We start from the raw sequence: 24,774 nt of genomic DNA on the forward strand, positions 1-24,774 counted from the left end.
AACGTCATCGACGTCTGCCCGGTCGGCGCGCTGACGAACAAGCCGTTCCGCTTCAAGGCCCGCCCGTGGGAACTGATCGCGCGCGAGTCGATCGGCTACCACGACGCGCTCGGCACCAATCTATGGCTGCACACGCGCCGCGGCGAAGTGCTGCGCGCGGTGCCGCGCGACAACGAGGCGATCAACGAGTGCTGGGCCTCGGACCGCGACCGCTATGCGAACCATGGCCTGCGCGCCAAGGACCGTGCGCAGAAGCCGATGATCCGTCGCGCCGGCGAACTGGTCGAGGTGAGCTGGGCCGAGGCGCTCGCGTTCGTCGCCGACCACCTGCGCGACGCGCGCGGTGACGTCGGCGCGCTGGTCGCGCCGCTCACCTCGAGCGAAGAGGGTTTCCTGCTCGGCCGCCTGCTGCGCGGCATCGGCAGCGACCACATCGACCATCGCCTGCGCACGCTCGACTTCGCCGATGCGCCGGTCGCCGCGCCGTTCGAGATGCCGGTCGCGGCGATCGACAAGGCGAAGGCGGTGCTGCTCGTCGGCTGCAATCCGCGGCACGAGGTGCCGCTGATCGCACAGCGCCTGCGCAAGGCGGTGCGCGCCGGCGCAAAGGTACATGCGATCAATCCGGTCGACTTCGACTTGAATTTCGAGCTCGCCGGCAAGTCGATCGTGACGCCGGCGGCGATGCTCGACGCGCTGCTCGGCCTCGCCAAGGCGGCCAACGACGCCGGCCACCTGCCGGAGTCGTCCACGCTCGCGCAGTCCATCGCGGGCCTCAACGCCGGTGCGAACGCGCAGGCGCTGCTGAAGCTGCTCGCCGATGCGTCGGAGTCCGTCATCGTCCTCGGCGAAACCGCGCTCAACCATCCGAACGCGTCGTCGCTGCGCGCGGCCGCGCGTTTCATCGGCAAGGTCACGCATTCGGCCGTCAACGAGATTCCGGGCGGCGCCAATGCGATCGGCCTCGCCCGCGCCGGCGCGCAGCCGCGCCAGGGCGGCCGCGACGCGGGCGCGCTGCTCGCCAATCCGCCCAAGCACCTCGTCGTCTACCACACGGGTTCGCAGGACACGAGCGCTCCGGCCGCATTCGACCGCGCGCGCACCGAGGCGCAATTCTGCGTCTACGTCGGCGCGTACGCGTGCAACGGCGTGCAGCGCACCGCGCACGCGGTGCTGCCGATCGGCCTGCCGCCTGAGATCGATGGCAGCTATACCAACCTCGACGGCACCACCCAGGTGCTCGCCGCCGCGGCCAAGCTGCCAGGCGACGCGCGACCGGGCTGGAAGGTGCTGCGCGCACTCGGCGCGGCGCTGTCGGTGCCGGGTTTCGAGTTCACCGAGATCGGCGAAGTGCGCGCGCAGATGGCCGCGGACGGCGCATCGCAGGCGACGGCGACGAACGCGCTGCGTCCGCGCGTCGAACCCGCGCACGGCCGCCTCGTGCGCATCGCGACCACGGCGATCTACGCCGCCGATGCGGTCGTGCGTCGCTCGCCCCCGCTGCAGGCGCACCCGCTCGCGCGGTCCGCGTGCGTGACCCTGCATCCGGAAGACGCGCTCGCGCTCGGTATCGGCGCCGGCGCGATCGCGCGCGTCTCCGGCGTCGAGCTGCCGGTGGAGCTGTCGACCCGGGTGCCGCGCGGCGGTGCGTGGATCGAGGCCGGCCTCAAGGGTTCGTCGCATTTGCCGCCGCACGGCGCTTCCCTCGACATCACGAAGGCCTGACGACGCATGGACTCGATCACCGCCGCGTTCCACTGGTTCGTGTCGACGTTCCCGACGCTGTCGATGGCGCTCGGCCTGTTGTTGCTGCCGCTCGTGCCGCTGATCATCGGCGTCGCGATGTACGTGTGGTGGGAACGCAAGGTCATCGGCTGGATGCACGTGCGCATGGGGCCGAACAAGGTCGGCCCGTTCGGCCTCGCGCAGACGTTCGCCGACGTGTTCAAGCTGCTGCTCAAGGAAGTCGTTTACCCGGCGAACGCCAACAAGGCGTTGTTCCTGCTTGCTCCGCTGTGGGCGCTGATCCCGTCGTTCGCGGCGTGGGCGGTGATCCCGATCGGCCCGAACGTCGCCTGGTCGAACGCGAATGCGGGCCTCTTGTTCCTGCTCGCGATGACCTCGATGGGCGTGTACGGCATCATCATCGCCGGCTGGGCATCGAACTCGCGTTACGCGATGCTCGGAGCGATGCGCTCCGCCGCGCAGGTGGTCAGCTACGAGATCGCGATGGGCTTCTCGCTGGTCAGCGTGCTGATCCTCGCCGGCAGCCTGAATCTTTCCGACATCGTGCAGGCGCAGGCGGGCAGCAAGGGCCTGCTGGACTGGTTCTGCGTGCCGTTGCTGCCGATGTTCGTCATCTACTTCGTCTCGGGCGTGGCCGAGACGAACCGCGCCCCGTTCGACGTCGCCGAAGGCGAATCGGAGATCGTCGCGGGCTTCCACGTCGAGTACTCGGGCGCGCCGTTCGCGGTGTTCTTTTTGACCGAGTACGCGAACATGATCCTCGTGTCGTTCCTCGCGCCGATCCTGTTCCTCGGCGGCTGGCTGTCGCCGTTCCCGGCGTCGTGGGGAGCGCTCGGCGCGCCGGGCTGGTGGTGGCTCGCGGGCAAGGCATTCTTCTTCGCGACCGCCTACGTCTGGTTCCGCGCGAGCTTCCCGCGCTACCGTTACGACCAGATCATGCGTCTCGGCTGGAAGGTGTTCATCCCGATCACGATCGTATGGGTGTTCGTGGCGGGTTGCATGAAGTATTTCGGCTGGGTCACGACGGGCGCTTGAGGCGACAGGCAATGAATCGAGTCACGAGTTACCTCAAGAGTCTGATGCTGCTGGAGCTGTGGGCCGGCCTCTGGCTCACGTTCAAGTACCTGTGGCGCCCGAAGTACACGGTGCGCTACCCGATGGAGCACATTCCCAAGTCCAACCGCTTCCGCGGGCTGCACGCGCTGCGCCGCTATCCGAACGGCGAGGAGCGCTGCATCGCGTGCAAGTTGTGCGAGGCGGTGTGTCCCGCGCTCGCGATCACGATCGACTCGGCGCCGCGCGAGGACGGCACGCGTCGCACCACGCGTTACGACATCGACCTGTTCAAGTGCATCTTCTGCGGCTTCTGCGAGGAAAGCTGCCCGGTGGACTCGATCGTCGAGACGTCGATCCACGAGTATCACTTCGAAAAGCGCGGCGAGAACATCGTGACCAAGCCGCAGTTGCTCGCGATCGGCGACCGCTTCGAGAAGGAGATCGCGGCCGCGCGTACGCAGGACGCGGCGTTCCGCTGACGGACACAGACCCATGAGCTTCCAGCTGATCTGCTTCTACGCCTTCGCCGCGGTCACCGTGGCCGCCGCACTCGCGGTGATCTCGGTGCGCAGCCCCGTGCACGCCGCCCTCTGCCTCGTGCTCACGTTCTTCTCGACCGCCTGCACGTGGCTGCTCGCCGACGCGGAGTTCCTCGCGATCGCGCTCGTGCTCGTCTACGTCGGCGCGGTGATGGTGCTGTTCCTGTTCGTCGTGATGATGCTCGACCTCGACCTCGACCCACTGCGCGAAGGCTTCGTGCGCGCACTCCCGGTCGGCGTCGTCGTCGCGGTGGTCATGCTGGTCGAGATGCTCGGCCTCATCGGGGTGCGCTCGATGCAACTGCCGGCGCCGCCGGAACCTGCGGCTGCCGCGGGCATGTCGAACACGTCCTGGCTCGCGAACGCGCTGTTCAGCCAGTTCCTGCTGCCGTTCGAAGTGGCCGCGCTGATCCTCACCGTCGCGATCGTTGCCGCGATCCCGCTCACGCTGCGCCGCCGCACCGGCGTGCGCACCCAGAATCCGGGTCGCCAGGTCATGGTGAAGGCGCGCGACCGCGTTCGCATCGTCAAGATGGCCGCCGAGAAGCCCGCCACGCCCGCCGAGGCCGGGGAGAGAACGCCATGATCACGCTCGCGCATTTCCTCACGCTCGGCGCCGTGCTGTTCTGCATCGCGGTCGCCGGCATCTTCATCAACCGCAAGAACGTCATCACCCTGCTGATGGCGATCGAGTTGATGCTGCTCGCGGTCAACACCAACTTCGTCGCGTTCTCACGCTTCCTCGGCGATCCGTCGGGACAGGTGTTCGTGTTCTTCATCCTCACCGTCGCCGCGGCCGAGTCGGCGATCGGCCTCGCGATCCTCGTCGTGTTGTTCCGCAACCGCGCGACGATCAACGTTACCGAAATCGATTCGATGAAGGGCTGAGAGAACAAGGGGCCGTCATTCCGGCGAAAGCCGGAATCCAGCTCTTCGACCGACCGGAAAAGAACAACTGGATCCCGGCTTTCGCCGGGACGACGAGCAAAAGAACATGGCTTTGAATTCCCACATACTGCTCCTCATCGTCCTCGCGCCGCTGTTCGGCGCGCTCGTCGCGGGGCTCCTGCGCAACCAGGTCGGCCGCAAGGGTGCCGCGGGCGTCACGATCGCGGGCGTGCTGCTCTCGTGCGTGCTGTCGTTCCACGTGCTCTACCAGCTCGTCTGGGGCGGCGCGGCCACGTTCAACGAGAACCTCTACACCTGGTTCCAGGTCGGCCCGATCGACGCGCACGTCGGCTTCCTCGTCGACCGCCTCACCGCGATGATGATGGTCGTCGTGACCTTCGTCTCGCTAATGGTGCACGTCTACACGATCGGCTACATGGCCGATGACGACGGCTTCCAGCGCTTCTTCAGCTACATCGCGCTGTTCACGTTCTCGATGCTCATGCTGGTCATGAGCAACAACTTCCTGCAGCTGTTCTTCGGCTGGGAGGCGGTCGGCCTCGTCTCGTACCTGCTGATCGGCTTCTGGTTCAAGCGGCCGAGCGCGATTTTCGCCAACATGAAGGCGTTTCTCGTCAACCGCGTCGGCGACTTCGGCTTCCTGCTCGGCATCGCCGGTGTGCTGTTCTGGTTCGGTTCGCTCGATTACTCGCAGGTGTTCGCGGCGACCGCGTCCGACCTCGTCGCCTCGCGCACGGTCGAGATCTTCGCCGGGCACCCGTGGCACGTCGCGACGATCGTCTGCATCTGCCTGTTCATCGGTGCGATGGGCAAGTCGGCGCAGGTGCCGCTGCACGTCTGGCTGCCGGATTCGATGGAAGGTCCGACGCCGATCTCCGCGCTGATCCACGCCGCGACGATGGTGACCGCGGGCATCTTCATGGTCGCGCGCATGTCGCCGATCTTCGAGCTCAGCGAGACCGCGCTGTCGTTCGTGCTCGTGATCGGCGCGACCACCGCGCTGTTCACCGGCTTGATCGGCATCGTGCAGAACGACATCAAGCGCGTCGTCGCCTATTCGACCCTGTCCCAACTCGGCTACATGACGGTCGCGCTCGGCGTCTCCGCATACGCGGGCGGCGTCTACCACCTGATGACGCACGCGTTCTTCAAGGCGCTGCTGTTCCTCGGCGCGGGCTCGGTCATCGTCGCGATGCACCACGAGCAGGACATGCGCTACATGGGCGGCCTGCGCAAGTACATGCCGATTACCTGGATCACGATGTGGCTCGGCTCGCTCGCGCTCGCGGGTGCGCCCGGTTTCGCCGGCTTCTTCTCCAAGGACGCGATCATCGAGGCGGTCGGCGAGTCGCACCGCTGGGGCGCGGACTATGCGTACTTCTGTGTCTATGCGGGCGTGTTCGTGACCGCGCTGTACAGCTTCCGCCTGCTGTACAAGACGTTCCACGGCCAGGAACGCTTCGTCGTCGACACGCACCGTCACGGCCACGGCCATCACGACGAGCACCATGGCGACCATGGCCATCACGAGCCGGGCCATCTCGCACACGCGCCGCATGAATCGCCGTGGGTGATCACGCTGCCGCTCGCGCTGCTCGCGATTCCGTCGGTGGTCATCGGCTGGTTCACGGTCGGGCCGATGCTGTTCGGAGGCTGGTTCGGCGGCGCGATCCTCGTCAGCCAGGAAGAAGGCCGCGACGTGCTCGCCGAGATCGGCCACGAATTCCACGGTCCGCTCGCGATGGTGCTGCACAGTTTCGGCCTGACTTCGCCGTTCTGGCCCGCGCTGGCGGGGTTCGCCCTCGCGACCTGGATCTGGCTGTTCAATCCCGGCGTCACGGAGCGCTTCAAGAACGCGCTGCGCCCGCTCTACGACACGCTCAACAACAAGTACTGGATCGACGAGCTCTACCAGGCGGTATTCGCGCGCGGCGGCATCGCGCTCGGCCGCGGCCTGTGGAAGGGCGGCGACGCCGGCCTCATCGACGGCGTCGCGGTGAACGGCTCGGCCGCGCTGGTCGATCGCGTCGCCGCGACCGTGCGCTGGCTGCAGTCCGGCTATCTCTACCACTATGCCTTCGCCATGATCCTCGGCCTGATCGCGCTGCTCGGCGGCGTGTGGTGGGTCAACCACCTGGCGCCCTGATCGACGGACTGACACGACCATGCATCTTCCGCATCTTCTGAGTCTCCTGATCTGGCTGCCGGTACTCGGCGCGATCGCCGTGCTCGCCTTCGGCCGGCAGGCGAATACCGCGCGCTGGCTCGCGCTGGCGACCGCCGTCGCGACGTTCGTGATTTCGATCCCGCTGTGGACGGGCTACGTGCCCTCGATCCCCGGCATGCAGTTCGTCGAAACGCTGGCGTGGATCCCCGCGCTCAACGCCAACTACGCGCTCGGCGTCGACGGCATCGCGATCGCGCTGATCGTGCTGACCACGTTTACGAGCGTGCTGGTGATCCTCGGCGCGTGGGGCCCGATCGAGGAGCGCGTGTCGCAGTACATGGCGGCGATGCTTGCGCTCGAGGGCCTGCTCGTCGGCGTGTTCGCGGCGACCGACGCGCTGCTCTTCTACGTGTTCTTCGAAGGCATGCTGATCCCGATGTTCATCCTCATCGGCATCTGGGGCGGTCCGCGGCGCGTCTACGCGACGCTCAAGTTCTTCATCTACACGTTCCTCGGCTCGATCTTCATGCTGGTCGGGCTGATCTACCTGCACATGAAGACCGGCGAGTTCTCGCTCGACGCTTTCGCCCATGCGAGCCTCGATGCAAAAGAGCAGGCGTGGCTGTTCTTCGCGTTCCTCATCGCGTTCGCGATCAAGGTGCCGATGTGGCCGGTGCACACCTGGCTGCCGGATGCGCACGTCGAGGCGCCGACCGGCGGCTCGGTGATCCTGGCCGCGATCATGCTGAAGGTCGGCGGTTACGGCTTCGTGCGCTTCTCGCTGCCGATCACGCCGGACGCTTCGCAGGAATACGCTTGGGTCGTGATCGCGATGTCGCTGATCGCCGTGGTCTACATCGGCTACGTCGCGCTGGTGCAGGAAGACATGAAGAAGCTCGTGGCGTATTCGTCGATCGCGCACATGGGCTTCGTCACGCTCGGCCTGTTCGTCGCACTCGCGCTCGTGCGCGTCAACGCGAACCCGGGCGGCGCGCGCCTCGCGGTGCAGGGCGCGATGGTGCAGATGATCTCGCACGGTTTCGTTTCCGGCGCGATGTTCTCCTGCATCGGCGTCATGTACGACCGCCTGCACACGCGCATGATCCGCGACTACGGCGGCGTCGTGAACGTGATGCCGTGGTTCGCCGCGTTCATGGTGCTGTTCGCGATGGCGAACTGCGGCCTGCCGGGCACCTCGGGCTTCGTCGGCGAGTTCATGGTCATCATCGCCGCGTTCCAGGACAGCCCGCTGATCGCCGCGGTCGCCGCGTTCACACTGATCATCGGCGCCGCCTACACGCTGTGGCTGGTCAAGCGCGTGGTGTTCGGCGAGGTCGGCAACGACAAGGTCGCGAAGATGAAGGATCTGGACCTGCGCGAATGGATCGTGCTCGGCGCGTTCGCCGCCGGCGTGCTCGCGGTCGGCGTGTATCCGAAGCCGCTGACCGACCTGATGGAACCTGCTGTTCAGCAGCTCGTGCAGCAGCTCGCCCTGGCCAAGATGTGAGCCACCCGACATGATCCAGTTCAATCCCGCCGATCTCGCGACGATGCTGCCGGAGCTGTTTCTGCTCGGGGCGACCTGCGCGATCCTGCTCATCGACCTGTTCCTCAAGCCGGCGCGGCGCGACGTCACGCACTGGCTCTCGCTCGCCGCGCTGCTCGCGACCGGCGTGCTCGTCTGGCGCGGCGCGCCGGTGCAGGGCAGCGGCATCGCAGCGTTCAACGGCATGTTCGTGCGCGACGGCGTCGCCACCGTGCTCAAGGTGTTCGTGCTGCTGACCACGGGCCTGGTCTTCCTCTACAGCCGCGACTACCTGCGCCAGCGCAAGCTCTTCGTCGGCGAGTTCTACCTGCTGCTCCTGTTCGCGACGCTCGGCATGATGCTGCTCGTCTCCGCGGGCAACCTCGTCACCGTCTACCTCGGCCTCGAACTCCTGACCCTGAGTTCGTACGCGCTGGTCGCGCTCAATCGCGATTCGGCGGTATCGAGCGAGGCGGCGATCAAGTACTTCGTTCTCGGCGCGCTCGCCTCGGGCCTGCTGTTGTACGGCATGTCGATGATCTACGGCGCGACCGGCACGCTCGACCTCGCGAAGATCCATGCGGTCGCCGACTTCTCGGCCAACAGCCCGCATCGCGTGCTGCTCGCGTTCGGCCTCGTGTTCCTCGTCGTCGGTGCGGCATTCAAGCTCGGCGCGGCGCCGTTCCACATGTGGCTGCCGGACGTCTACCAGGGTGCGCCGACCGCGGTCACGCTGTTCGTCGGCTCGGCGTCCAAGCTCGCCGCGTTCGGCATGACCTGGCGCCTGCTCGACGGCGCGATGGGCGGCATGCACGCGCACTGGACGCAGATGCTCGGCGTACTCGCGGTGCTGTCGCTGGCCGTCGGCAACGTGTTCGCGATCGCGCAGACCAACCTCAAGCGCATGCTCGCGTACTCGACGATTTCGCACGTCGGCTTCCTGCTGCTCGGTTTCGTCAACGGCAGCGCGAGCGGTTACGCGGCCGCGATGTTCTACATGATCAGCTACGCGCTGATGGCGACCGTTGCGTTCGGCATGATCATGCTGCTCGCGCGCGCCGGCTTCGAGGCGGAGGAGATCGACGACTTCAAGGGCCTCAACCAGCGCAACCCGTGGTATGCCGGCGTCATGGCGATCGCGATGTTCTCGCTCGCCGGCGTGCCGCCGCTGTTCGGCTTCTTCGCCAAGCTCATGGTGCTCAAGGCGGTCATCGACGCCGGCCAGATGTGGCTCGCGATCGTCGCGATCGTGTTCGCGATCGTCGGGCTGTACTACTACCTGCGCGTGGTCAAGGTCATGTACTTCGACGCGCCGCACGATGCCGCCGCGCTCGAGTTGCCGGGCGACCGCGGCTTCCGCTGGGCGCTGTCGCTGAACGGGCTCGCGCTGCTCGCGCTCGGCGTCTTCTGGGGGCCGCTGCTCGACTGGTGCAACAGCGCCCTCATGGTCGCCGCGCGCTGATCGCGTGCTGAACGGCGGCGGACCGCCACGGCCTTGCCCCGAATACGGGCTTGCCGTGACGAAGTGTTGCCGCTACACTGCGTAGCTCGGTGCGGGGTGGAGCAGTCTGGCAGCTCGTCGGGCTCATAACCCGAAGGTCGTAGGTTCAAATCCTACCCCCGCTACCAGTTTCAAGAGGTCCAGGGAAAAGGCCGCCTCGAGCGGCTTTTTTTCTGGCCAGGCGCAGGACGCGCCGGCCGCCTCCGGGCGGCTCCGCCGATGTTGGATGCGACACAACGGCGAACTACGGAATGGGCCTCGTGCCCATTTTTTGTTTGTGTTTTTGCTTTACCCGCAATGGCGACCGCATGGGCGTCCTTGCCTCGGGCGGTCACGGACGATCGCGACGGATGCCATGACCAACGACGAACTGACCCAGCTGCTGGAACCCGCGATCGTCGACCTCGGCCTCGAACTGGTCGGCATCGAATACAGCCCGAGTGCGGGAGGCAGCCTGTTGCGCGTCTACATCGACGAGGCCGAGCGCGGTGTCACGATCGACGATTGCGAGCGGGCCAGCCGCGAGATCTCCGCGCTGCTCGACGTCAACGACCCGGTCGCCGGTCGTTACACGCTCGAAGTCTCGTCGCCAGGCCTGGAACGCCCGTTGTTCACGCCCGCGCACTTCGAGCGGTTCCGCGGTGAGCAGGTCAAGATCAGCGTGAACCTGCCGCTCGACGGGCGGCGCCGGTTCCAAGGCCGAATCGACGCGGTCGACGACGAACGCGTGACGATCGACCAGGATGGCAAGCCGGTCGAGATTGCCCATGCGAACATCGCCAAGGCGCGCCTCGTGCCCGACTACGTCGCGCTCGGGCTTGCCCCGGCCAAGCCCGGCAAGGCCGAGCCGGCGGTGGCGCCGAAGCGCAAGAAGAAGTGATCGACGCCCGTCCTCGTGACGGGCGGGGTTGTGGAAGCATTACCGAAGTACCCAACGCAAGCGAAAGGCCCGCCCGGCGACGGTCGGGCGAAGCGGCAAACAAACAGGATTGAAGTCGTCGTTCGGACGACAGCGATGTCGTTCCGAGGAGCCCGACGTTTTCGCGGAGCGAAAATGAGCCCCCCTTGAGTGAAGGGGGCGCCCGTCCGCAGGACGGGCGGGGTTGTGGAAGCATTACCGAAGTACCCAACGCAAGCGAAAGGCCCGCCCGGCGACGGTCGGGCGAAGCGGCAAACAAACAGGATTGAAGTCGTCGTTCGGACGACAGCGATGTCGTTCCGAGGAGCCCAACAATGAGCAAAGATCTGCTGCTGGTCGTCGATGCGGTCGCCAACGAAAAGGGCGTTCCGCGGGGCGTCATTTTCGAAGCGATGGAGGCCGCGCTCGCGTCCGCCGCGAAGAAGCGCTACGCCGAAGAGGATGTCGCGGTGCGCGTGTCGATCGACCGCGACAGCGGCGACTACGAGACGTTCCGCCGCTGGGAAGTCGTCGCCGACGACGTCGTGATGGAATCGCCGGACCGGCAGATCCGCCTCATGGACGCGGTCGACGAAGTCGAGGGCATCGAGGTCGGCGAGTTCATCGAGCAGCAGATCGAAAACCCCGATTTCGGCCGCATTTCGGCGCAGGCGGCCAAGCAGGTCATCGTGCAGCGCGTGCGCGAAGCCGAACGTGCGCTCGTCGTCGACGCCTACAAGGATCGCGTCGGCGAGCTCATCACCGGCATCGTCAAGCGCGTCGAGCGCGGCAGCATCTACCTCGACCTCGGTGGCAACGCCGAAGCGTTCGTGCCGCGCGACCGCAGCATCCCGCGCGAAGCCGTGCGCACCGGCGATCGCCTGCGCGGCTACCTGTACGAGGTGAAGTCCGAGCCGCGTGGCCCGCAGCTGTTCGTGTCGCGCACCGCGCCGGAACTGATGATGGAGCTGTTCAAGCTCGAAGTGCCGGAAGTCGGCCAGGGCCTGGTGGAGATCAAGGCCTGCGCACGCGATCCGGGCGACCGCGCCAAGATCGCCGTGCTCGCGCACGATCACCGCACCGATCCGATCGGCGCCTGCATCGGCATGCGCGGTTCGCGCGTGCAGGCGGTGTCGAACGAGCTCAACGGCGAGCGCATCGACATCGTGTTGTGGAACGACAATCCGGCGCAGTTCGTCATCAACGCGATGGCGCCGGCGGAAGTGCAGTCGATCATCGTCGACGAGGAAAAGCACTCGATGGACATCGCGGTCGCCGAGGACAAGCTCTCGCAGGCGATCGGGCGCGGCGGCCAGAACGTGCGCCTCGCGAGCAAGCTGAGCGGTTGGCAGCTCAACGTGATGACGGCCGACCAGGTGCGCCAGAAGAGCGAGGCCGAGCAGACCGCCGCGCGCGAACTGTTCATCGCCAAGCTCGAAGTCGACGGAGAGATCGCGCAGATCCTCGTGCAGGAAGGCTTCTCGACGGTCGAGGAAATCGCCTACGTGCCGACCGCGGAGCTGCTCGGCATCGAGGGCTTCGACGAGGACATCGTCGAGGAGTTGCGTGCGCGAGCGCGCGACGCGCTGCTCACCGATGCGCTCGCGGTCGAGGAGGGCATCGAGGAACACAAGCCCGCCGACGACCTGCTCGCGGTCGAGGGCATGGAGGAGAGCCTCGCGTTCGAACTTGCGTCGCACGGCATCGTCACGCGTGAAAACCTCGCGGACCTCGCCACGGACGAGTTCATGGAACTCGGCCTCGAGGGCATCGACGAGGACCAGGCGGCGGCGCTGATCATGGCCGCGCGAGAGGGTGCCGCCGCGTAACCCGGGCACCAGGTGGCGCGCGAGGCGCGTCGCGGCAACACGAGAACACACGGACGGCGCCGGTGCGAGGCGCCGCCGGTCGGAACCACCACCGCACGCGTCGCAGGGCCACGGAGTACCAAATCGATGTCGGACGTCACGATCAAACAACTGGCCAAGGTCCTCGGCACACCGGTCGACAAACTGCTCGCGCAGCTCGGCGAAGCGGGCATGAAGTTCTCCGACCCCGACCAGGTCATCAGCAGCACCGAAAAGGTGAAACTGCTCGGCTTCCTGCGCCGCACGCACGGCAAAAAGGAAGAAGCGCCCGCGGAAGCGGCGTCCTCGCCCAAGCAGATCACCCTCAAGCGGCGCACGGTCAGCGAGATCACCGTGGTGCCGGGCCAGCGCGGCGCGAGCGCGAAGACGGTCAATGTCGAAGTGCGCCAGAAGCGCACCTACGTCAAGCGCAGCACGGTCGAGGAGTCGCAGCAGGTCGACCCGGAGCGCGAGGAGGCCCTGCGCAAGCTCGGTGAATCGCAACTCAAGCGCGAAGCGGAAGACCGCGCCCGCGCCGAAGCCGATCGCCGCCGCCAGGAAGAAGACGCCCGCATGCGCGCGGCCGAAGAGGCGCGCCGCGTCGCCGCCGAGGACGAGGCGCGTCGCCGCACCGAAGATGAGGCGAAGGCCGAACCCGGCACTGCTCAGGCTGCCCAGCCGGCCGCGACCGCGAACGCCGCGGAGCGGCCGCGGGCGGACCGCCCGCGCGAAGCACCCGGCAGCGGCGCTCCCGCCGATGCACCGCATCGCCACAAGGCGAAGCACGGTTCGCACCGCATGCGCGACGACGGTGGCAGCGACGACAGCGGCCCGCGCTACTTCGGCAACGAACTGCACCTCTCGCGCGAAGGCGCGGCCCGCCGCACGGGCCGCAAGCGTCCGAAGACGCGCCAGGTCGAGCAGTCGCGCAGCGGCCCCGCACACGCGTTCTCGCGGCCGACCGCGCCGGTCGTGCGCGAGATCTCGGTGGGTGAATCGATCACGGTCGCCGACTTCGCGGCGAAGCTCGCCGTCAAGGGCGCCGACGTGGTCAAGGCATTGTTCAAGATGGGAGTGATGGTGACGATCAACCAGGCGATCGACCACGACACCGCGGTGCTGGTCGCCGAGGAACTCGGCCACAAGGTGGTCGCGGCCGAGGACACCAGCGCGGAAACGACGCTGCTCGCGCAGCAGGCCGGCGATGAAGGCGACAAGGCGACGCGCCCGCCGGTGGTCACGATCATGGGCCACGTCGACCACGGCAAGACGTCGCTGCTCGACTACATCCGCCGCACCAAGGTCGCGGCGGGCGAAGCGGGCGGCATCACCCAGCACATCGGCGCCTACCACGTCGACACGCCGAAGGGCGTCATCACCTTCCTCGACACGCCCGGCCATGCCGCGTTCTCGTCGATGCGCGCACGCGGTGCGCAGTCGACCGACATCGTCGTGCTGGTGGTCGCGGCCGACGACGGCGTGATGCCGCAGACGATCGAGGCGATCCAGCACGCGCGTGCCGCGAAGGTGCCGCTGATCGTCGCGATGAACAAGATGGACAAGGCGGACGCGAACCCGGACACGGTCAAGCAGGGCCTCGTGCAGCACGAAGTGGTGCCGGAAGAGTGGGGCGGCGACGTGCAGTTCGTGCCGGTGTCGGCGAAGACCGGCATGGGCGTCGACGCGCTGCTCGACGCGATCTCGGTGCAGGCTGAAGTCATGGACCTCACCGCGGTGCCGGACGGCCGCGCGAGCGGCGCCGTGATCGAATCGAGCCTCGACAAGGGCCGCGGCCCGGTCGCGACCGTGCTCGTCCAGCAGGGCCTGCTCAAGCGCGGCGACTTCGTCGTCTGCGGCGTCGAATACGGCCGCGTGCGCGCACTGTTCGACGAGACCGGCAGCCAAGTCGAATCGGCCGGCCCGTCGATTCCGGTGCAGGTGCTCGGCCTCTCGGGCGTACCGCAGGCGGGCGACGATTTCGTCGTCGTCGCCGACGAACGCCTGGCCAAGGAAGTCGCGTTGCAGCGCCAGCACAAGCGCCGCGAGTCGCGCCTGGTCAAGCAGGCCGGCAACCGCATGGAAGACATCATGGCGCAGATGGGCGAGGGCACGGGCCAGCTGAGCCTCAACCTGGTCGTCAAGGCCGACGTGCAGGGTTCGGCCGAGGCGCTGCGCGAATCGCTCACCGCGATCACGACCGAGAAGATCCGCGTCAACGTGATCGCGTCCGGCGTCGGCGGCATCACCGAATCGGATGCCACGCTCGCCGCGGCATCGAAGGCAGTGATCATCGGCTTCAACGTGCGTGCCGACGCATCCGCGCGGCGCATCATCGAGGCGAACGGCCTGGACCTGCGCTATTTCTCGATCATCTACGACGTCATCGACCAGGTGAAGCAGGTCGCGACGGGCATGCTCGGCAAGGAAGTGCGCGAGGAGATCATCGGCGTGGCGCAGGTGCGCGAGGTGTTCCGCAGCTCGAAGTTCGGTGCGGTCGCCGGCTGCATGGTCATCGAAGGCACGGTCAAACGGCACAAGCCGATCCGCGTGCTGCGTGACAACACGGTGATCTTCCAGGGCGAACTCGAGTCGTTGCGCCGCTTCAAGGAGAACGTCGACGAAGTGCGCAACGGCACCGAGTGCGGCATCGGCGTGAAGCAGTACAACGACGTCAAGCCGGGCGACCAGATCGAGTGCTTCGAGCGTATCGAGGTGGCTCGCACGCTGTGACGTGCGAGCCGTGATTGGTGATTGGTGATTGGTGAGTGGTGGTTAGAAAGTGCCTAGATCTCCTTTCCGGGTCGCTTTGCGCTTTGGCCAATCACGAATCACGAATCACCAATCACCAATCACCAATCACCAATAACGGCATCCATGCCCGCCAAATCCTTCAACCGCTCTGATCGCGTCTCGGCGGAACTGCGCCGCGAGGTCGCGCTGCTCGTGCACGGCGCCGTGCGCGAACACGCGCTGCCGTCGGTGAGCGTGTCCGATGTTGAGGTCACCAAGGATCTCGACGTGGCGACCGTGTACGTCACTGCGCTGCTCGGCGACCAGGGACCCGAGGCGGTCGCGGCGCTCAACGAGCTCGCCAAGGAATTCCGGCGTGAACTCTCGCGCTCGATGAAGCTGAGACGCGTGCCGGAGCTGCGTTTCCGCTACGACGACTCGGTCGATCGCGGCGAGCGCATCGAGACGCTGCTGCGCGGCGACTCCTGATCGCGGCGACCATGTCCGCCGGGAGATCGTGATGGCCAAGGCCGCGTGGCGGGAGGTGCACGGCATCCTGCTGCTGGACAAGCCCGCCGGCCTCAGTTCGAACCAGGCCCTGCAGAAGGTGCGACGCCTGCTGCGCGCCGAGAAGGCCGGCCATACCGGCAGCCTCGATCCGCTCGCGACCGGCTTGTTGCCGCTCTGCTTCGGCGAGGCGACCAAGATCGCCGGCCTGCTGCTCGGTGCGCGCAAGGCCTACGTCACCGAATGCGCGCTCGGCACGACCACCACCACCGACGATGCCGAAGGGGACGTCGTCGAACGCCGCGCACTGCCGCCGCTCGACGACGAAGCGATCCGGCGCGCTACCGCGGCTCTGACCGGTCGCATCACGCAGGTGCCGCCGGTGTACTCGGCACTCAAGCAGGGCGGCGAGCCGCTGTACCGGCGCGCGCGCCGCGGCGAGGACGTCGTCGTGCCTGCACGCGAAGTCGACGTGTACCGTTTCGAACTGCTCGCTCGCGTCGGCGACCGCCTGCGCCTCGAGGTCGAATGCGGCTCGGGCACCTACGTGCGCAGCCTCGTGCGCGACCTCGGCGAACGGCTCGGCTGCGGGGCGCATGTGACGATGTTGCGGCGGACCTGGGTCGAGCCGTTCATGCAACCGGCGATGTTCACACTGGAACGCCTCGAGGCGCTCGCCGCCGAAGGTCCCCAAGCGCTCGATGCCTGCCTGCTGCCGCTCGAGCGCGGCCTCGCCGCGCTGCCGCAAATCGCCGTGTCGGCGGCAGAGGCCGCACTGCTCGCCCAGGGTCGTCGGCCAGTGAGGCCGGGAGCGGCCGTAATGCCACGGGCCTGTGCGATCGAGCCGGGCGGCCGCCTGGTCGCCCTCGTCGAGATCGCCGAGGGCGGGGAAATACGCGTGCTGCGCGGCTTCAATGCCGTCGCGGCTGAGCGGTCGCCGGACTGAACACGCGAACGGGGGTAGTCGCGGCAACCAGAGGGCGTCCAAGCGCGCGGCCGGGCAGGGTGACGCCGTGTGCGGCGGCGCGCCATTCAAGCGGGAAACGGGTTAGAATAGGGAGCTTAGTTTCGTCCCGGCGCGAGCCGGGTTTCCTGACGCGGCTTGCGCTGGGGCCGAATGCCCGGGCTGATCCGCGCCGTATGTTCCATCAAAAGGCAGACACCATGTCCCTCTCCGTTGAACAAACCAGCAAGATCATCGCCGATTTCGGTCGTGGCAAGAACGATACCGGGTCGCCGGAAGTGCAGGTCGCCCTGCTGTCCGCACGCATCGAGCACCTTTCCAAGCACTTCGCCGACCACGACAAGGACCATCATTCGCGTCGCGGCCTGCTCAAGATGGTGAACCAGCGCCGCAGCCTGCTGGCCTACCTCAAGAAGGCGGACGCCGAGCGTTACAAGTCGCTCATCGAGCGCCTCGGCCTGCGTCGGTAAGCGTGCCGTTGTTTGTGCGTTCGTCCATGGACACGGCCCAGTCGGGCCGCTCATGGACGAATGCGTTCCAGACAGATGAAATTCCAGAGCGGCCATCCATGGCCGCACTCTTCAAGTGAAGCACGAGCGCATTCCATGGGGAATGGGCCTTCAGACAGGACTAACAACGTGGCGAAAGTAACCAAGTCGTTCCAGTACGGCGCGCATACGGTCACGCTGGAGACGGGCGAAATCGCCCGCCAGGCGACGGGCGCGGTCATGGTCAGCATGGGCGGCACCGTCGTCCTCGTGACCGCGGTCGCGGCGCCGAAGGCGCGCGAGGGGCAGGACTTCTTCCCCCTCACCGTCGACTACGTCGAGAAGTTCTATTCGGCCGGTCGCATCCCCGGGGGCTTCTTCAAGCGTGAAGGCCGCCCGACCGAAAAGGAAACGCTCACCTCGCGCCTGATCGACCGCCCGGTGCGTCCGCTCTTCCCGGAAGAGTTCCGCAACGAAGTGCAGGTCATCGCGCAGGTGCTCTCGCTCAATCCCGAGGTCGACGGTGACATCCCGGCGATGATCGGTGCGTCGGCCGCGCTCAGCCTCGCCGGCATCCCGTTCAAGGGCCCGATCGGCGCCGCGCGAGTCGGTTACGCCAACGGCAAGTACCTGCTCAACCCGACCGCGACCGAAACGAAGGCCTCCGACCTCGACCTCGTCGTCGCCGGTACCGCCAACGCGGTGCTGATGGTCGAGTCCGAAGCCAAGCTCCTCAGCGAAGAAGTCATGCTCGGCGCGGTCGTGTTCGGCCACCAGCAGATGCAGGTGGTGATCCGCGCGATCGCCGAGCTCGCGACCGAGGCCGCCAAGCCGTCGTGGGACTGGCAGCCGCCGGCGCGCAACGACGCGCTCGTCGCCGCGCTCAAGGCTGCGGTCGGCAACAAGCTCGCCGAAGCCTTCCAGGTGCGCGACAAGCTGCAGCGCCGCGACGCGATCGCCGCGATCAAGTCCGACGTGCTCGAGTCGCTCAAGGCCGAAGCCGAGCAGAAGGGCTGGGCCGCCGCCGACCTCGGCAAGGAATTCGCCGAGCTCGAATACCGTACGATGCGCGACAGCGTGCTCAATACCAAGGTACGCATCGACGGCCGCAACCTCGACGACGTGCGCCCGATCACCGTGCGCGTCGGCGTGCTGCCGCGCACGCACGGCTCGGCGCTGTTCACGCGTGGCGAGACGCAGGCGATCGTCGTCTGCACGCTCGGCACCACGCGCGACGCGCAGATCATCGACGCGCCGGAAGGCGAGTCGAAGGATCCGTTCCTGTTCCACTACAACTTCCCGCCGTTCTCGGTCGGTGAAGCGGGCCGCTTCGGCGCGCCCAAGCGCCGCGAGATCGGCCACGGCCGCCTCGCCAAGCGCGGCGTGCAGGCGGTGAAGCCGGCGCTCGACCAGTTCCCGTACGTGCTGCGCGTCGTCTCGGAAATCACCGAGTCGAACGGTTCGTCGTCGATGGCGTCGGTGTGCGGCTCCTCGCTCGCGATGATGGACGCGGGCGTGCCGCTGAAGGCGCCGGTCGCGGGCATCGCGATGGGCCTGGTCAAGGAAGGCTCGAACTTCGTGGTCCTCAGCGACATCCTCGGCGACGAAGACCATCTCGGCGACATGGACTTCAAGGTCGCCGGCTCCGCCGACGGCATTTCCGCGCTGCAGATGGACATCAAGATCGACGGCATCACCGAGGAGATCATGAAGGTTGCCCTCGAGCAGGCCAAGCGCGGTCGCCTGCACATCCTCGGCGAGATGAACAAGGTCATCAGCACGCCGCGTGCGGAGATGAGCGAGTACGCGCCGCGCCTGATCACGATGAAGATCCACCCGGACAAGATCCGCGAAGTGATCGGCAAGGGCGGCGCGACGATCCGCTCGATCACTGACGAGACCGGCGCGACGATCGACATCAACGACGACGGCACCGTGCTCATCGCCTCGGTCAATCGCGACGCGGGCGAAGCGGCGAAGAAGCGCATCGAGCAGATCGTCTCCGACGTCGAGCCGGGCCGCATCTACGAGGGCAAGGTCGCCAAGCTGATGGACTTCGGCGCGTTCGTGACGATCCTGCCGGGCAAGGATGGCCTCGTGCACGTCTCGCAAATCTCCAACGAGCGCGTCGAGAAGGTTTCCGACAAGCTCAAGGAAGGCGACATCGTCAAGGTCAAGGTGCTCGAAGTCGACAAGCAGGGCCGCATCCGCCTGTCGATGAAGGCGGTCGAGGAAGAAGGCGCGGCCTGACCGTTCGTCGCATGAATGAAAGAAGGCGGGCCACGTGCCCGCCTTTTTCGTTCCCGTCCTCCGGCCGCATGGCGATCGCGGCATCGGCGGATCGCACGAAGCACGCGCAGGCGTGCCTGCTAGACTTCGTTTCGCGAGGAGTTGCCGTAGATGACTGCATCGATGCGCCATGAGGATTTCGCTGCGCTGGCCGGGCGCGCGTGCCGCCTGATCCCAAAAAACGCCGACGACGGCGCCGAGCGCGCCGGCATGCTCAGCGAAGTCGGGGGGCGCCGTGAACGGCAGGGCTACGAGCAGTTCGCGCTGCTCTTCCGCGCGGACGGCGCGCCGCAGCAGGGTCTCTACGACATCGTGTTCGACGGCGAACCCGTACACGAGATCTTCCTCGTGCCGGTCGGCATCGAAGGCGGGCAGGTCGTGTACGAGGCGTGTTTCAACCGCGCGATCGGCGCGGGCTGAGGCGCTCAGGTCTGGCTGAACACGACCTGGTAGCTGCGCTTGTCACCGAGGATCGGCGACATGAACGCACTGAAGCCCGCGCGGCCGGCGGTGCCGAACTCGTAGATGCCGTCCGCGAGCGCGGACGGCTGTTCGCTGCGGAACACGAGCGTGAAACAGCGTTCGAGCGCGCGCTTCTCGTCGGGGTAGCCTTTCGCATTCTTCAGCGGCACGACCTCGGCCAGGCGCAGGTCCGCCGACGTGCCTTCGCGCACGAGCTTGAAGGACCGGCCGATCAACGGCGTGAACGCGGACACGCTGAAATCGGCGGCGGCCGGCGCGGACGCCGCGGCGAACACTTCGCCCGCCTTGCCGAGCGACAGGACGACCGATGCGGCACCCAACTGGAGCAGGAAGCGGCGGCGCTGCGACATGTGTTCGACTCCCCCGGAACGCCGCCGAGTCTAATGCCCGCCGGCGTAGCCGCGCAATCGCGCGCGCTTGAGTTGGCGGCCACCGAGCGCCTACCATGCACGGGTTCGGACGGTTCTGCCGGGCGGATCCACAGGGGACAATACGATGACGACGCCGTTCATGAGCGAGATCCGCTTGTTCTCGTTCAGCTTCGCTCCGCGTGGCTGGGCGTTGTGCAGCGGGCAAATCCTGCCCATCCAGCAGAACCAGGCGCTGTTCTCCCTGCTCGGAACCACCTACGGCGGCAATGGGGTCACGACCTTCGCCTTGCCGAACCTGCAATCGCGCGTGCCCATGCACGCGGGGCAGGGCTCGAACCTCTCCAGCCGAACGCTCGGCGAGCTCGGCGGCGCCGAATCGCACACCTTGACCGTCAGCGAGATGCCCGCGCATCAGCATGCACTGGCCGCCACCAGCGCGCCTCCGTCAGGCGGGCCGTCCAACGCCTTGCTGGCCACCCCGACGACGGCCAAACCCTACCGCGTGAGCGCGTCGCAGATGACGTCGCTCGGTACGTCGACGGGCGTCGGCGGGGGCAGCCAGCCGCACCCGAACATGCAGCCGTACCTGACCGTCAATTTCGCGATCGCCCTGCAGGGCGTCTACCCGTCCCGCAACTGAGCACGTCCCATGTCCAACCCTTTCATCGGCGAAATACGCATGGTCGGCTTCAACTTCCCGCCAGCCGGGTGGGCGGCGTGCAACGGCCAAGTGCTTTCGATCGCGCAGAACGACGCATTGTTCGCGCTGATCGGCACCACCTATGGCGGCGACGGCGTGACGACGTTCGGGCTGCCTGACCTGCGCGGGCGCCTGCCATTGCACCAAGGCACGGGAGTGGGCCTGTCCGGCTACACGATCGGCCAAAGCGGCGGCACGGAAACGGTGACGCTGCTCGCACAGGACATGCCGATCCATCAGCATGCCTTGAATGCGGCGCGGGATGGCACGCGCACGAATTCCCCCGCAGGGAACATGCTCGGGTCCGGCGAAGCCGACGTGTACACGCACGATACGGGCAATCCCGTCCAGATGGCGCCGCAAGAGGTCGGTCCGGCAGGGGGCAGCCAGCCGCACCCGAACATGCATCCGTTCCTCTGCATCAATTTCGTGATCTCCCTCTACGGCATCTTTCCTTCCCGCAACTGAGCGCCGGCCATGTCCCAGCCTTTCCTCGGTGAAATCCGCATGTTCGGTTGCAACTTCGCACCGCATCGCTGGGCCATGTGCAACGGCCAGGTCATGTCGATCGCGCAGAACACCGCATTGTTCTCGCTGCTCGGCACGTTCTATGGCGGCAACGGCCAGACCACGTTCGCCTTGCCCGACCTGCAGTCGCGCTCGCCGATGCATCAGGGCCAAGGGCCAGGCCTGACGCCTCGCAGCCTTGGCGAGAACGGCGGCAGCGAGACCGTCGCGCTCACCGTGCAGCAACTGCCGGCACACAATCACGCGCTCGGTGCGCAGGGCGCGCGCGCCGATCGCGCGAATGCGACGGGGTCATTGCTCGCGCAGGGCGCGCAGAGCATCTACGCCGGCGGCTCGAGCCCGACCACGACGCTGGCGCCGCAGAGCACGGGGTCGGCAGGCAGCAGCTTGCCGCACTACAACATGCAGCCCTACGCCGTGGTCAATTTCTGCATTGCCCTCGAAGGCATCTACCCTGCGCGCAATTGAGCCCGGCAATGTCCGAACCTTCCGACGGCAAAATCCGCATGTCCGGCTGCAATGTCGCGCCACGCGGGACCGTGCGCAACGGCCGGGCCGGTTCGTGCGTCGCGACCGCGCACATTTCCCCGGGCCGCGCGTGAGTACCGCCGACGCGCCATCATCGCCGCATTTCGCATTGCGCGAACTGCGTGCCGACGACGATGCCTTGCTCTATCGCATCTACGCCGGCACGCGCATCGAAGAGCTGGGGCCTCTCGGCTGGAGCGAAGAGCAGATCGAGTCCTTCCTGCGAATGCAGCACACGGCGCAGCACACCGATTACTGGCGCAACTACGACACGTCGCGTTTCCACGTCGTGACCTGCGAAGGACAGGACGTCGGGCGGCTCTACGTCGAACGCCGGCCAGGTTCGCTCGACATCATCGACATCGCGTTGCTGCCGGAGCATCGCGGTCGCGGCATAGGCTCGCGCCTGCTGCAAGCCCTCGCGCGCGAAGCGGACGCGGATGCGCTCACGATGCACATCCACGTCGAGCACGCCAATCCGGCCCAGCATCTATATCTCCGCCACGGCTTCGAGTTCATCGGCGACGCCGGACCGATCTACCGATTGATGGAACGCCGACCGCGTGCGCCGCACGCGGAGCAGGCGGCTTGAACAGGGGCAGGCACTCATGAATCGCGCTACGGATCGAATTCGCCAGGTACGGATCGCCGCCAGCCTCGCGCTGCTGCTCGGCGCCGGGCCGTTGCTGGCCGGCACGGTCACGACGACCGCGGACAGCGGCGCCGGCAGCCTGCGTGCCGTCGCCGCCGCCGGCGGCACGGTAACGTTCAACGTGAGCGGCACGATCAACCTGACGTCGGGTTCGATCGCGATCCCGAACGGCACGACGATCACCGGGCCCGGTGCTAACCAGTTGACCGTCGACGGCGGCAACAGCAGCCGCATCTTCACGGTCGGAGGAGGCGCGACGGCGAACGTCTCCGGACTCACGCTCACGCACGGATGGGCCGGCGCGGGTGGCCGTGGCGGCGCGATCCAGAACCTCGGCACGCTCGTGCTGGACGGCATGGTGTTCGGCGCGAACAACGCCGGTGACGCTGGTGGCGCGATCCACAACACCGGCGCGCTGACCGTGCGCGCGAGCACGCTCGTCGGCAACGCGGTGACCGATCCGGGTTGCGCAGGCGGCGGCGCGATCCGCAGCGAAATGCCGGGATCGAGCCTCACCATCACGAACAGCACGATCACCGCGAATTCCGCCAATGCCTGCAGCGGCGGCGGCGTCAGCTTCAACGAGGGCAGCGCAACGATCGCCTCGAGCACGATCACCGCGAACAGCGCGGGCGAAAGCGGCGGCAATGTCTACAAAGGCAGCTCCGCCGCGGTGCTCAACCTCTCGGCGAGCGCGGTCAGCGGCGGCAGCACGGGCGGCGGTACGCCGACCAATCCGGACCTGCACGGCGCGTTCGGCGGCGGCCTCGTCTCTGGCGGCCGCAACCTCGTGCGCACGCGCGGCGACGGCACCGGCTACGTCGCGAGCGATCTCGCCGACGGCACCGCCCCGCTGCTCGGCGCCCTGACGAACAATGGTGGCGCCACGCCCACCCAGCTGCCGCAACCGACGAGCCCCTTGCTCGAACAGAGCGGCACGTCGTGCACGGCGGCCGACCAGCGCGGCTTCACGCGCCCGCAAGGCATCCACTGCGACATCGGCGCGGTCGAGTACCGCCAGTTCCCGCTGACCGTGACGATCGGCGGATCGGGCAGCGTGTCGGCCGGCGCGAATCCGGCGCCGACGATCGGCAGCATCAGCAACTGCACCGGCAACTGCACGGCGTATTACGACGGCGAAGTGCAGCCGGTCGTGACGCTCACCGCGACGCCGAATGCGGGGCAGCTGTTCAGCGGATGGAGCGGCGCCTGCGTCGGAGGTGCGAACCCGACGACGACGGTTGCGATGACCGGCGCCCGCACCTGCGTCGCGACCTTCGTGCCGGCGACCTTCACCGTCACGCCGAGCGTCGGCAGCGGCAACGGCACGATCTCGCCGTCGACGCCGCAGACCGTCACGAACGGCTCGACGACGAGCTTCACGCTGAGCCCGGCGGCGAACTATCACGTTGCCGGTGTCGGCGGCACCTGCGGCGGCAACCTGTCCGGCAATGTCTTCACGACCAATGCGATCGTCGCCAACTGCACGGTCGTCGCCAATTTCGCGATCGACACGCACGTGGTCGTGCCGAGCGTTTCCGGTGGCAACGGCTCGATCAGCCCGGCGGTGCCGGTCACGGTCGACCACGGTTCGTCGACGAGCTTCACGCTGACGCCGGCTGCCAACTACCACGTCGCCAACGTCGCCGGTACCTGCGGCGGCAGCCTCGCCGGCAACGTCTACACGACCGGTGCGATCGTCGCCGACTGCACGGTGATCGCGAGCTTCGCGATCGACACGCATACGGTGGCGCCGAGCGTGACGGGCGGCAACGGCACGATCAGCCCGTCGACGCCGCAGACGGTGAACCACGGCGCGACGACGAGCTTCACGCTCACGCCGGCCGCGAATTACCACGTCGGCACCGTCACCGGTACCTGCGGCGGCAACCTCGCCGGCAACGTCTACACGACCAATGCGGTCAACGCGGACTGCACGGTCATCGCGAGCTTCGCGATCGACATGCACACGGTGACGCCGAGCGTGGCCGGTGGCAACGGCACGATCAGCCCGTCGACGCCGCAGACGGTGAACCATGGCGCGACGACGAGCTTCACGCTGACGCCGGCGGCGAACTACCACGTCGGGACCGTCACCGGCACCTGCGGCGGCAGCCTCGCCGGCAACGTCTACACGACGATCGCGGTCAACGCCGACTGCACGGTCATCGCGAGCTTCGCGATCGACACGCACACCGTGACCCCGAGCGTGACCGGCGGCAATGGGACTATCAGTCCGTCGACGCCGCAGGCCGTCAACCACGGCGCGACGGTCGCGTTCACACTGACGCCCAATGCCGGCTATCACGTCGCGACGCCCGTCGGCGGCACCTGCGGCGGCTCGCT

General features: G+C 67.3%; 22 protein-coding genes and 1 tRNA gene. 22 read left to right on the forward strand and 1 reads right to left on the reverse strand.

The features are described from left to right. From ACTHK2_RS03345 to ACTHK2_RS03425, 17 genes are all read left to right on the forward strand, one after another. Positions 1-1,725: molybdopterin-dependent oxidoreductase (locus ACTHK2_RS03345; protein WP_440244280.1), on the forward strand; the 1,725-nt coding region annotated here is incomplete at its 5' end. 63 nt (positions 1,726-1,788) lie between these two features. Further along, positions 1,789-2,781 (forward strand): NADH-quinone oxidoreductase subunit NuoH, encoded by a 993-nt coding sequence (nuoH, locus tag ACTHK2_RS03350; RefSeq protein WP_440244299.1) that lies wholly within the window; start codon positions 1,789-1,791, stop codon positions 2,779-2,781. An 11-nt stretch (positions 2,782-2,792) separates the two neighbouring features. Further along, on the forward strand, positions 2,793-3,281 hold the full coding sequence (gene nuoI, locus ACTHK2_RS03355) for an NADH-quinone oxidoreductase subunit NuoI (protein ID WP_440244281.1): 489 nt from the start codon (positions 2,793-2,795) through the stop codon (positions 3,279-3,281). A 13-nt stretch (positions 3,282-3,294) separates the two neighbouring features. Beyond that, positions 3,295-3,927, forward strand: coding sequence for an NADH-quinone oxidoreductase subunit J (locus tag ACTHK2_RS03360; protein ID WP_440244282.1), 633 nt, complete (start codon positions 3,295-3,297; stop codon positions 3,925-3,927). Beyond that, the gene (gene nuoK / locus ACTHK2_RS03365) at positions 3,924-4,229 is read left to right on the forward strand and encodes an NADH-quinone oxidoreductase subunit NuoK (protein WP_131999407.1); all 306 of its coding nucleotides are present in this window, start codon (positions 3,924-3,926) and stop codon (positions 4,227-4,229) included. Before ACTHK2_RS03360 ends, nuoK begins: the two co-directional genes overlap by 4 nt. Positions 4,230-4,335: 106 nt before the next feature. After that, a complete protein-coding gene (nuoL, locus tag ACTHK2_RS03370; protein WP_440244283.1) occupies positions 4,336-6,396 on the forward strand; it encodes an NADH-quinone oxidoreductase subunit L in 2,061 nt (686 codons plus the stop codon). Positions 6,397-6,415: 19 nt separating this feature from the next. Continuing rightward, entirely contained in the window at positions 6,416-7,924 is a 1,509-nt protein-coding gene (locus ACTHK2_RS03375; RefSeq protein WP_440244284.1) for an NADH-quinone oxidoreductase subunit M, read from the forward strand. 10 nt (positions 7,925-7,934) lie between these two features. Continuing rightward, positions 7,935-9,404: an NADH-quinone oxidoreductase subunit NuoN gene (gene nuoN, locus ACTHK2_RS03380; RefSeq protein WP_440244285.1), complete on the forward strand. Its 1,470-nt coding sequence runs from the start codon at positions 7,935-7,937 to the stop codon at positions 9,402-9,404. Positions 9,405-9,494: 90 nt separating this feature from the next. Then, a tRNA-Met gene (locus ACTHK2_RS03385) sits at positions 9,495-9,571 on the forward strand. A 227-nt stretch (positions 9,572-9,798) separates the two neighbouring features. After that, positions 9,799-10,323, forward strand: coding sequence for a ribosome maturation factor RimP (rimP, locus tag ACTHK2_RS03390; RefSeq protein ID WP_440244286.1), 525 nt, complete (start codon positions 9,799-9,801; stop codon positions 10,321-10,323). Between the two features lie 353 nt (positions 10,324-10,676). After that, positions 10,677-12,170: a transcription termination factor NusA gene (gene nusA / locus ACTHK2_RS03395; protein ID WP_440244287.1), complete on the forward strand. Its 1,494-nt coding sequence runs from the start codon at positions 10,677-10,679 to the stop codon at positions 12,168-12,170. 126 nt (positions 12,171-12,296) lie between these two features. Continuing rightward, a complete protein-coding gene (gene infB, locus ACTHK2_RS03400; RefSeq protein ID WP_440244288.1) occupies positions 12,297-14,918 on the forward strand; it encodes a translation initiation factor IF-2 in 2,622 nt (873 codons plus the stop codon). Positions 14,919-15,062: 144 nt separating this feature from the next. Beyond that, on the forward strand, positions 15,063-15,407 hold the full coding sequence (gene rbfA, locus ACTHK2_RS03405; protein WP_440244289.1) for a 30S ribosome-binding factor RbfA: 345 nt from the start codon (positions 15,063-15,065) through the stop codon (positions 15,405-15,407). Between the two features lie 31 nt (positions 15,408-15,438). Beyond that, positions 15,439-16,371 (forward strand): tRNA pseudouridine(55) synthase TruB, encoded by a 933-nt coding sequence (gene truB / locus ACTHK2_RS03410; RefSeq protein WP_440244290.1) that lies wholly within the window; start codon positions 15,439-15,441, stop codon positions 16,369-16,371. Between the two features lie 218 nt (positions 16,372-16,589). Continuing rightward, the gene (gene rpsO / locus ACTHK2_RS03415) at positions 16,590-16,859 is read left to right on the forward strand and encodes a 30S ribosomal protein S15 (protein ID WP_131999389.1); all 270 of its coding nucleotides are present in this window, start codon (positions 16,590-16,592) and stop codon (positions 16,857-16,859) included. A gap of 168 nt (positions 16,860-17,027) precedes the next feature. Further along, the gene (gene pnp / locus ACTHK2_RS03420) at positions 17,028-19,127 is read left to right on the forward strand and encodes a polyribonucleotide nucleotidyltransferase (RefSeq protein WP_440244291.1); all 2,100 of its coding nucleotides are present in this window, start codon (positions 17,028-17,030) and stop codon (positions 19,125-19,127) included. A gap of 150 nt (positions 19,128-19,277) precedes the next feature. Then, positions 19,278-19,586 carry a DUF6916 family protein gene (locus tag ACTHK2_RS03425; protein ID WP_440244292.1) on the forward strand — a complete coding sequence of 103 codons (309 nt, stop codon included), beginning with the start codon at positions 19,278-19,280 and terminating at the stop codon, positions 19,584-19,586. A gap of 5 nt (positions 19,587-19,591) precedes the next feature. Here the strand turns inward: ACTHK2_RS03425 and ACTHK2_RS03430 are convergent, their stop codons facing one another. Then, entirely contained in the window at positions 19,592-19,999 is a 408-nt protein-coding gene (locus ACTHK2_RS03430; protein WP_440244293.1) for a DUF6916 family protein, read from the reverse strand. Positions 20,000-20,144: 145 nt separating this feature from the next. Between ACTHK2_RS03430 and ACTHK2_RS03435 the strand changes: the two genes are divergently transcribed. The 5 genes from ACTHK2_RS03435 to ACTHK2_RS03455 form a co-directional block, all read left to right on the forward strand. Continuing rightward, positions 20,145-20,660 carry a phage tail protein gene (locus ACTHK2_RS03435; RefSeq protein WP_440244294.1) on the forward strand — a complete coding sequence of 172 codons (516 nt, stop codon included), beginning with the start codon at positions 20,145-20,147 and terminating at the stop codon, positions 20,658-20,660. A gap of 39 nt (positions 20,661-20,699) precedes the next feature. Then, complete coding sequence (locus tag ACTHK2_RS03440; protein WP_440244295.1) at positions 20,700-21,188, forward strand: phage tail protein; 489 nt, start codon at positions 20,700-20,702, stop codon at positions 21,186-21,188. A 9-nt stretch (positions 21,189-21,197) separates the two neighbouring features. Next, positions 21,198-21,716, forward strand: a complete 519-nt coding sequence (locus ACTHK2_RS03445; protein ID WP_440244296.1) for a phage tail protein — start codon at positions 21,198-21,200, stop codon at positions 21,714-21,716. Between the two features lie 130 nt (positions 21,717-21,846). After that, positions 21,847-22,368 (forward strand): GNAT family N-acetyltransferase, encoded by a 522-nt coding sequence (locus ACTHK2_RS03450; protein WP_440244297.1) that lies wholly within the window; start codon positions 21,847-21,849, stop codon positions 22,366-22,368. Positions 22,369-22,384: 16 nt separating this feature from the next. After that, on the forward strand, positions 22,385-24,774 hold a 2,390-nt coding region (locus tag ACTHK2_RS03455; protein WP_440244298.1), incomplete at its 3' end, for an InlB B-repeat-containing protein.

It is taken from the genome of Dokdonella sp. (assembly GCF_051958935.1).
In the GTDB taxonomy this organism is placed as follows: domain Bacteria; phylum Pseudomonadota; class Gammaproteobacteria; order Xanthomonadales; family Rhodanobacteraceae; genus Dokdonella_A.

Excerpts from the sequence above, each read along its gene's own strand:
- nuoH (WP_440244299.1), top strand. The coding sequence starts at position 1,789 with ATGGCGCTCGGCCTGTTGTTGCTGCCGCTCGTGCCGCTGATCATCGGC.
- nuoI (WP_440244281.1), top strand. The coding sequence starts at position 2,793 with ATGAATCGAGTCACGAGTTACCTCAAGAGTCTGATGCTGCTGGAGCTG.
- ACTHK2_RS03360 (WP_440244282.1), top strand. The coding sequence starts at position 3,295 with ATGAGCTTCCAGCTGATCTGCTTCTACGCCTTCGCCGCGGTCACCGTG.
- nuoK (WP_131999407.1), top strand. The coding sequence starts at position 3,924 with ATGATCACGCTCGCGCATTTCCTCACGCTCGGCGCCGTGCTGTTCTGC.
- nuoL (WP_440244283.1), top strand. The coding sequence starts at position 4,336 with ATGGCTTTGAATTCCCACATACTGCTCCTCATCGTCCTCGCGCCGCTG.
- ACTHK2_RS03375 (WP_440244284.1), top strand. The coding sequence starts at position 6,416 with ATGCATCTTCCGCATCTTCTGAGTCTCCTGATCTGGCTGCCGGTACTC.
- nuoN (WP_440244285.1), top strand. The coding sequence starts at position 7,935 with ATGATCCAGTTCAATCCCGCCGATCTCGCGACGATGCTGCCGGAGCTG.
- rimP (WP_440244286.1), top strand. The coding sequence starts at position 9,799 with ATGACCAACGACGAACTGACCCAGCTGCTGGAACCCGCGATCGTCGAC.
- nusA (WP_440244287.1), top strand. The coding sequence starts at position 10,677 with ATGAGCAAAGATCTGCTGCTGGTCGTCGATGCGGTCGCCAACGAAAAG.
- infB (WP_440244288.1), top strand. The coding sequence starts at position 12,297 with ATGTCGGACGTCACGATCAAACAACTGGCCAAGGTCCTCGGCACACCG.
- rbfA (WP_440244289.1), top strand. The coding sequence starts at position 15,063 with ATGCCCGCCAAATCCTTCAACCGCTCTGATCGCGTCTCGGCGGAACTG.
- truB (WP_440244290.1), top strand. The coding sequence starts at position 15,439 with ATGGCCAAGGCCGCGTGGCGGGAGGTGCACGGCATCCTGCTGCTGGAC.
- rpsO (WP_131999389.1), top strand. The coding sequence starts at position 16,590 with ATGTCCCTCTCCGTTGAACAAACCAGCAAGATCATCGCCGATTTCGGT.
- ACTHK2_RS03425 (WP_440244292.1), top strand. The coding sequence starts at position 19,278 with ATGACTGCATCGATGCGCCATGAGGATTTCGCTGCGCTGGCCGGGCGC.
- ACTHK2_RS03430 (WP_440244293.1), bottom strand. The coding sequence starts at position 19,999 with ATGTCGCAGCGCCGCCGCTTCCTGCTCCAGTTGGGTGCCGCATCGGTC.
- ACTHK2_RS03435 (WP_440244294.1), top strand. The coding sequence starts at position 20,145 with ATGACGACGCCGTTCATGAGCGAGATCCGCTTGTTCTCGTTCAGCTTC.
- ACTHK2_RS03440 (WP_440244295.1), top strand. The coding sequence starts at position 20,700 with ATGGTCGGCTTCAACTTCCCGCCAGCCGGGTGGGCGGCGTGCAACGGC.
- ACTHK2_RS03445 (WP_440244296.1), top strand. The coding sequence starts at position 21,198 with ATGTCCCAGCCTTTCCTCGGTGAAATCCGCATGTTCGGTTGCAACTTC.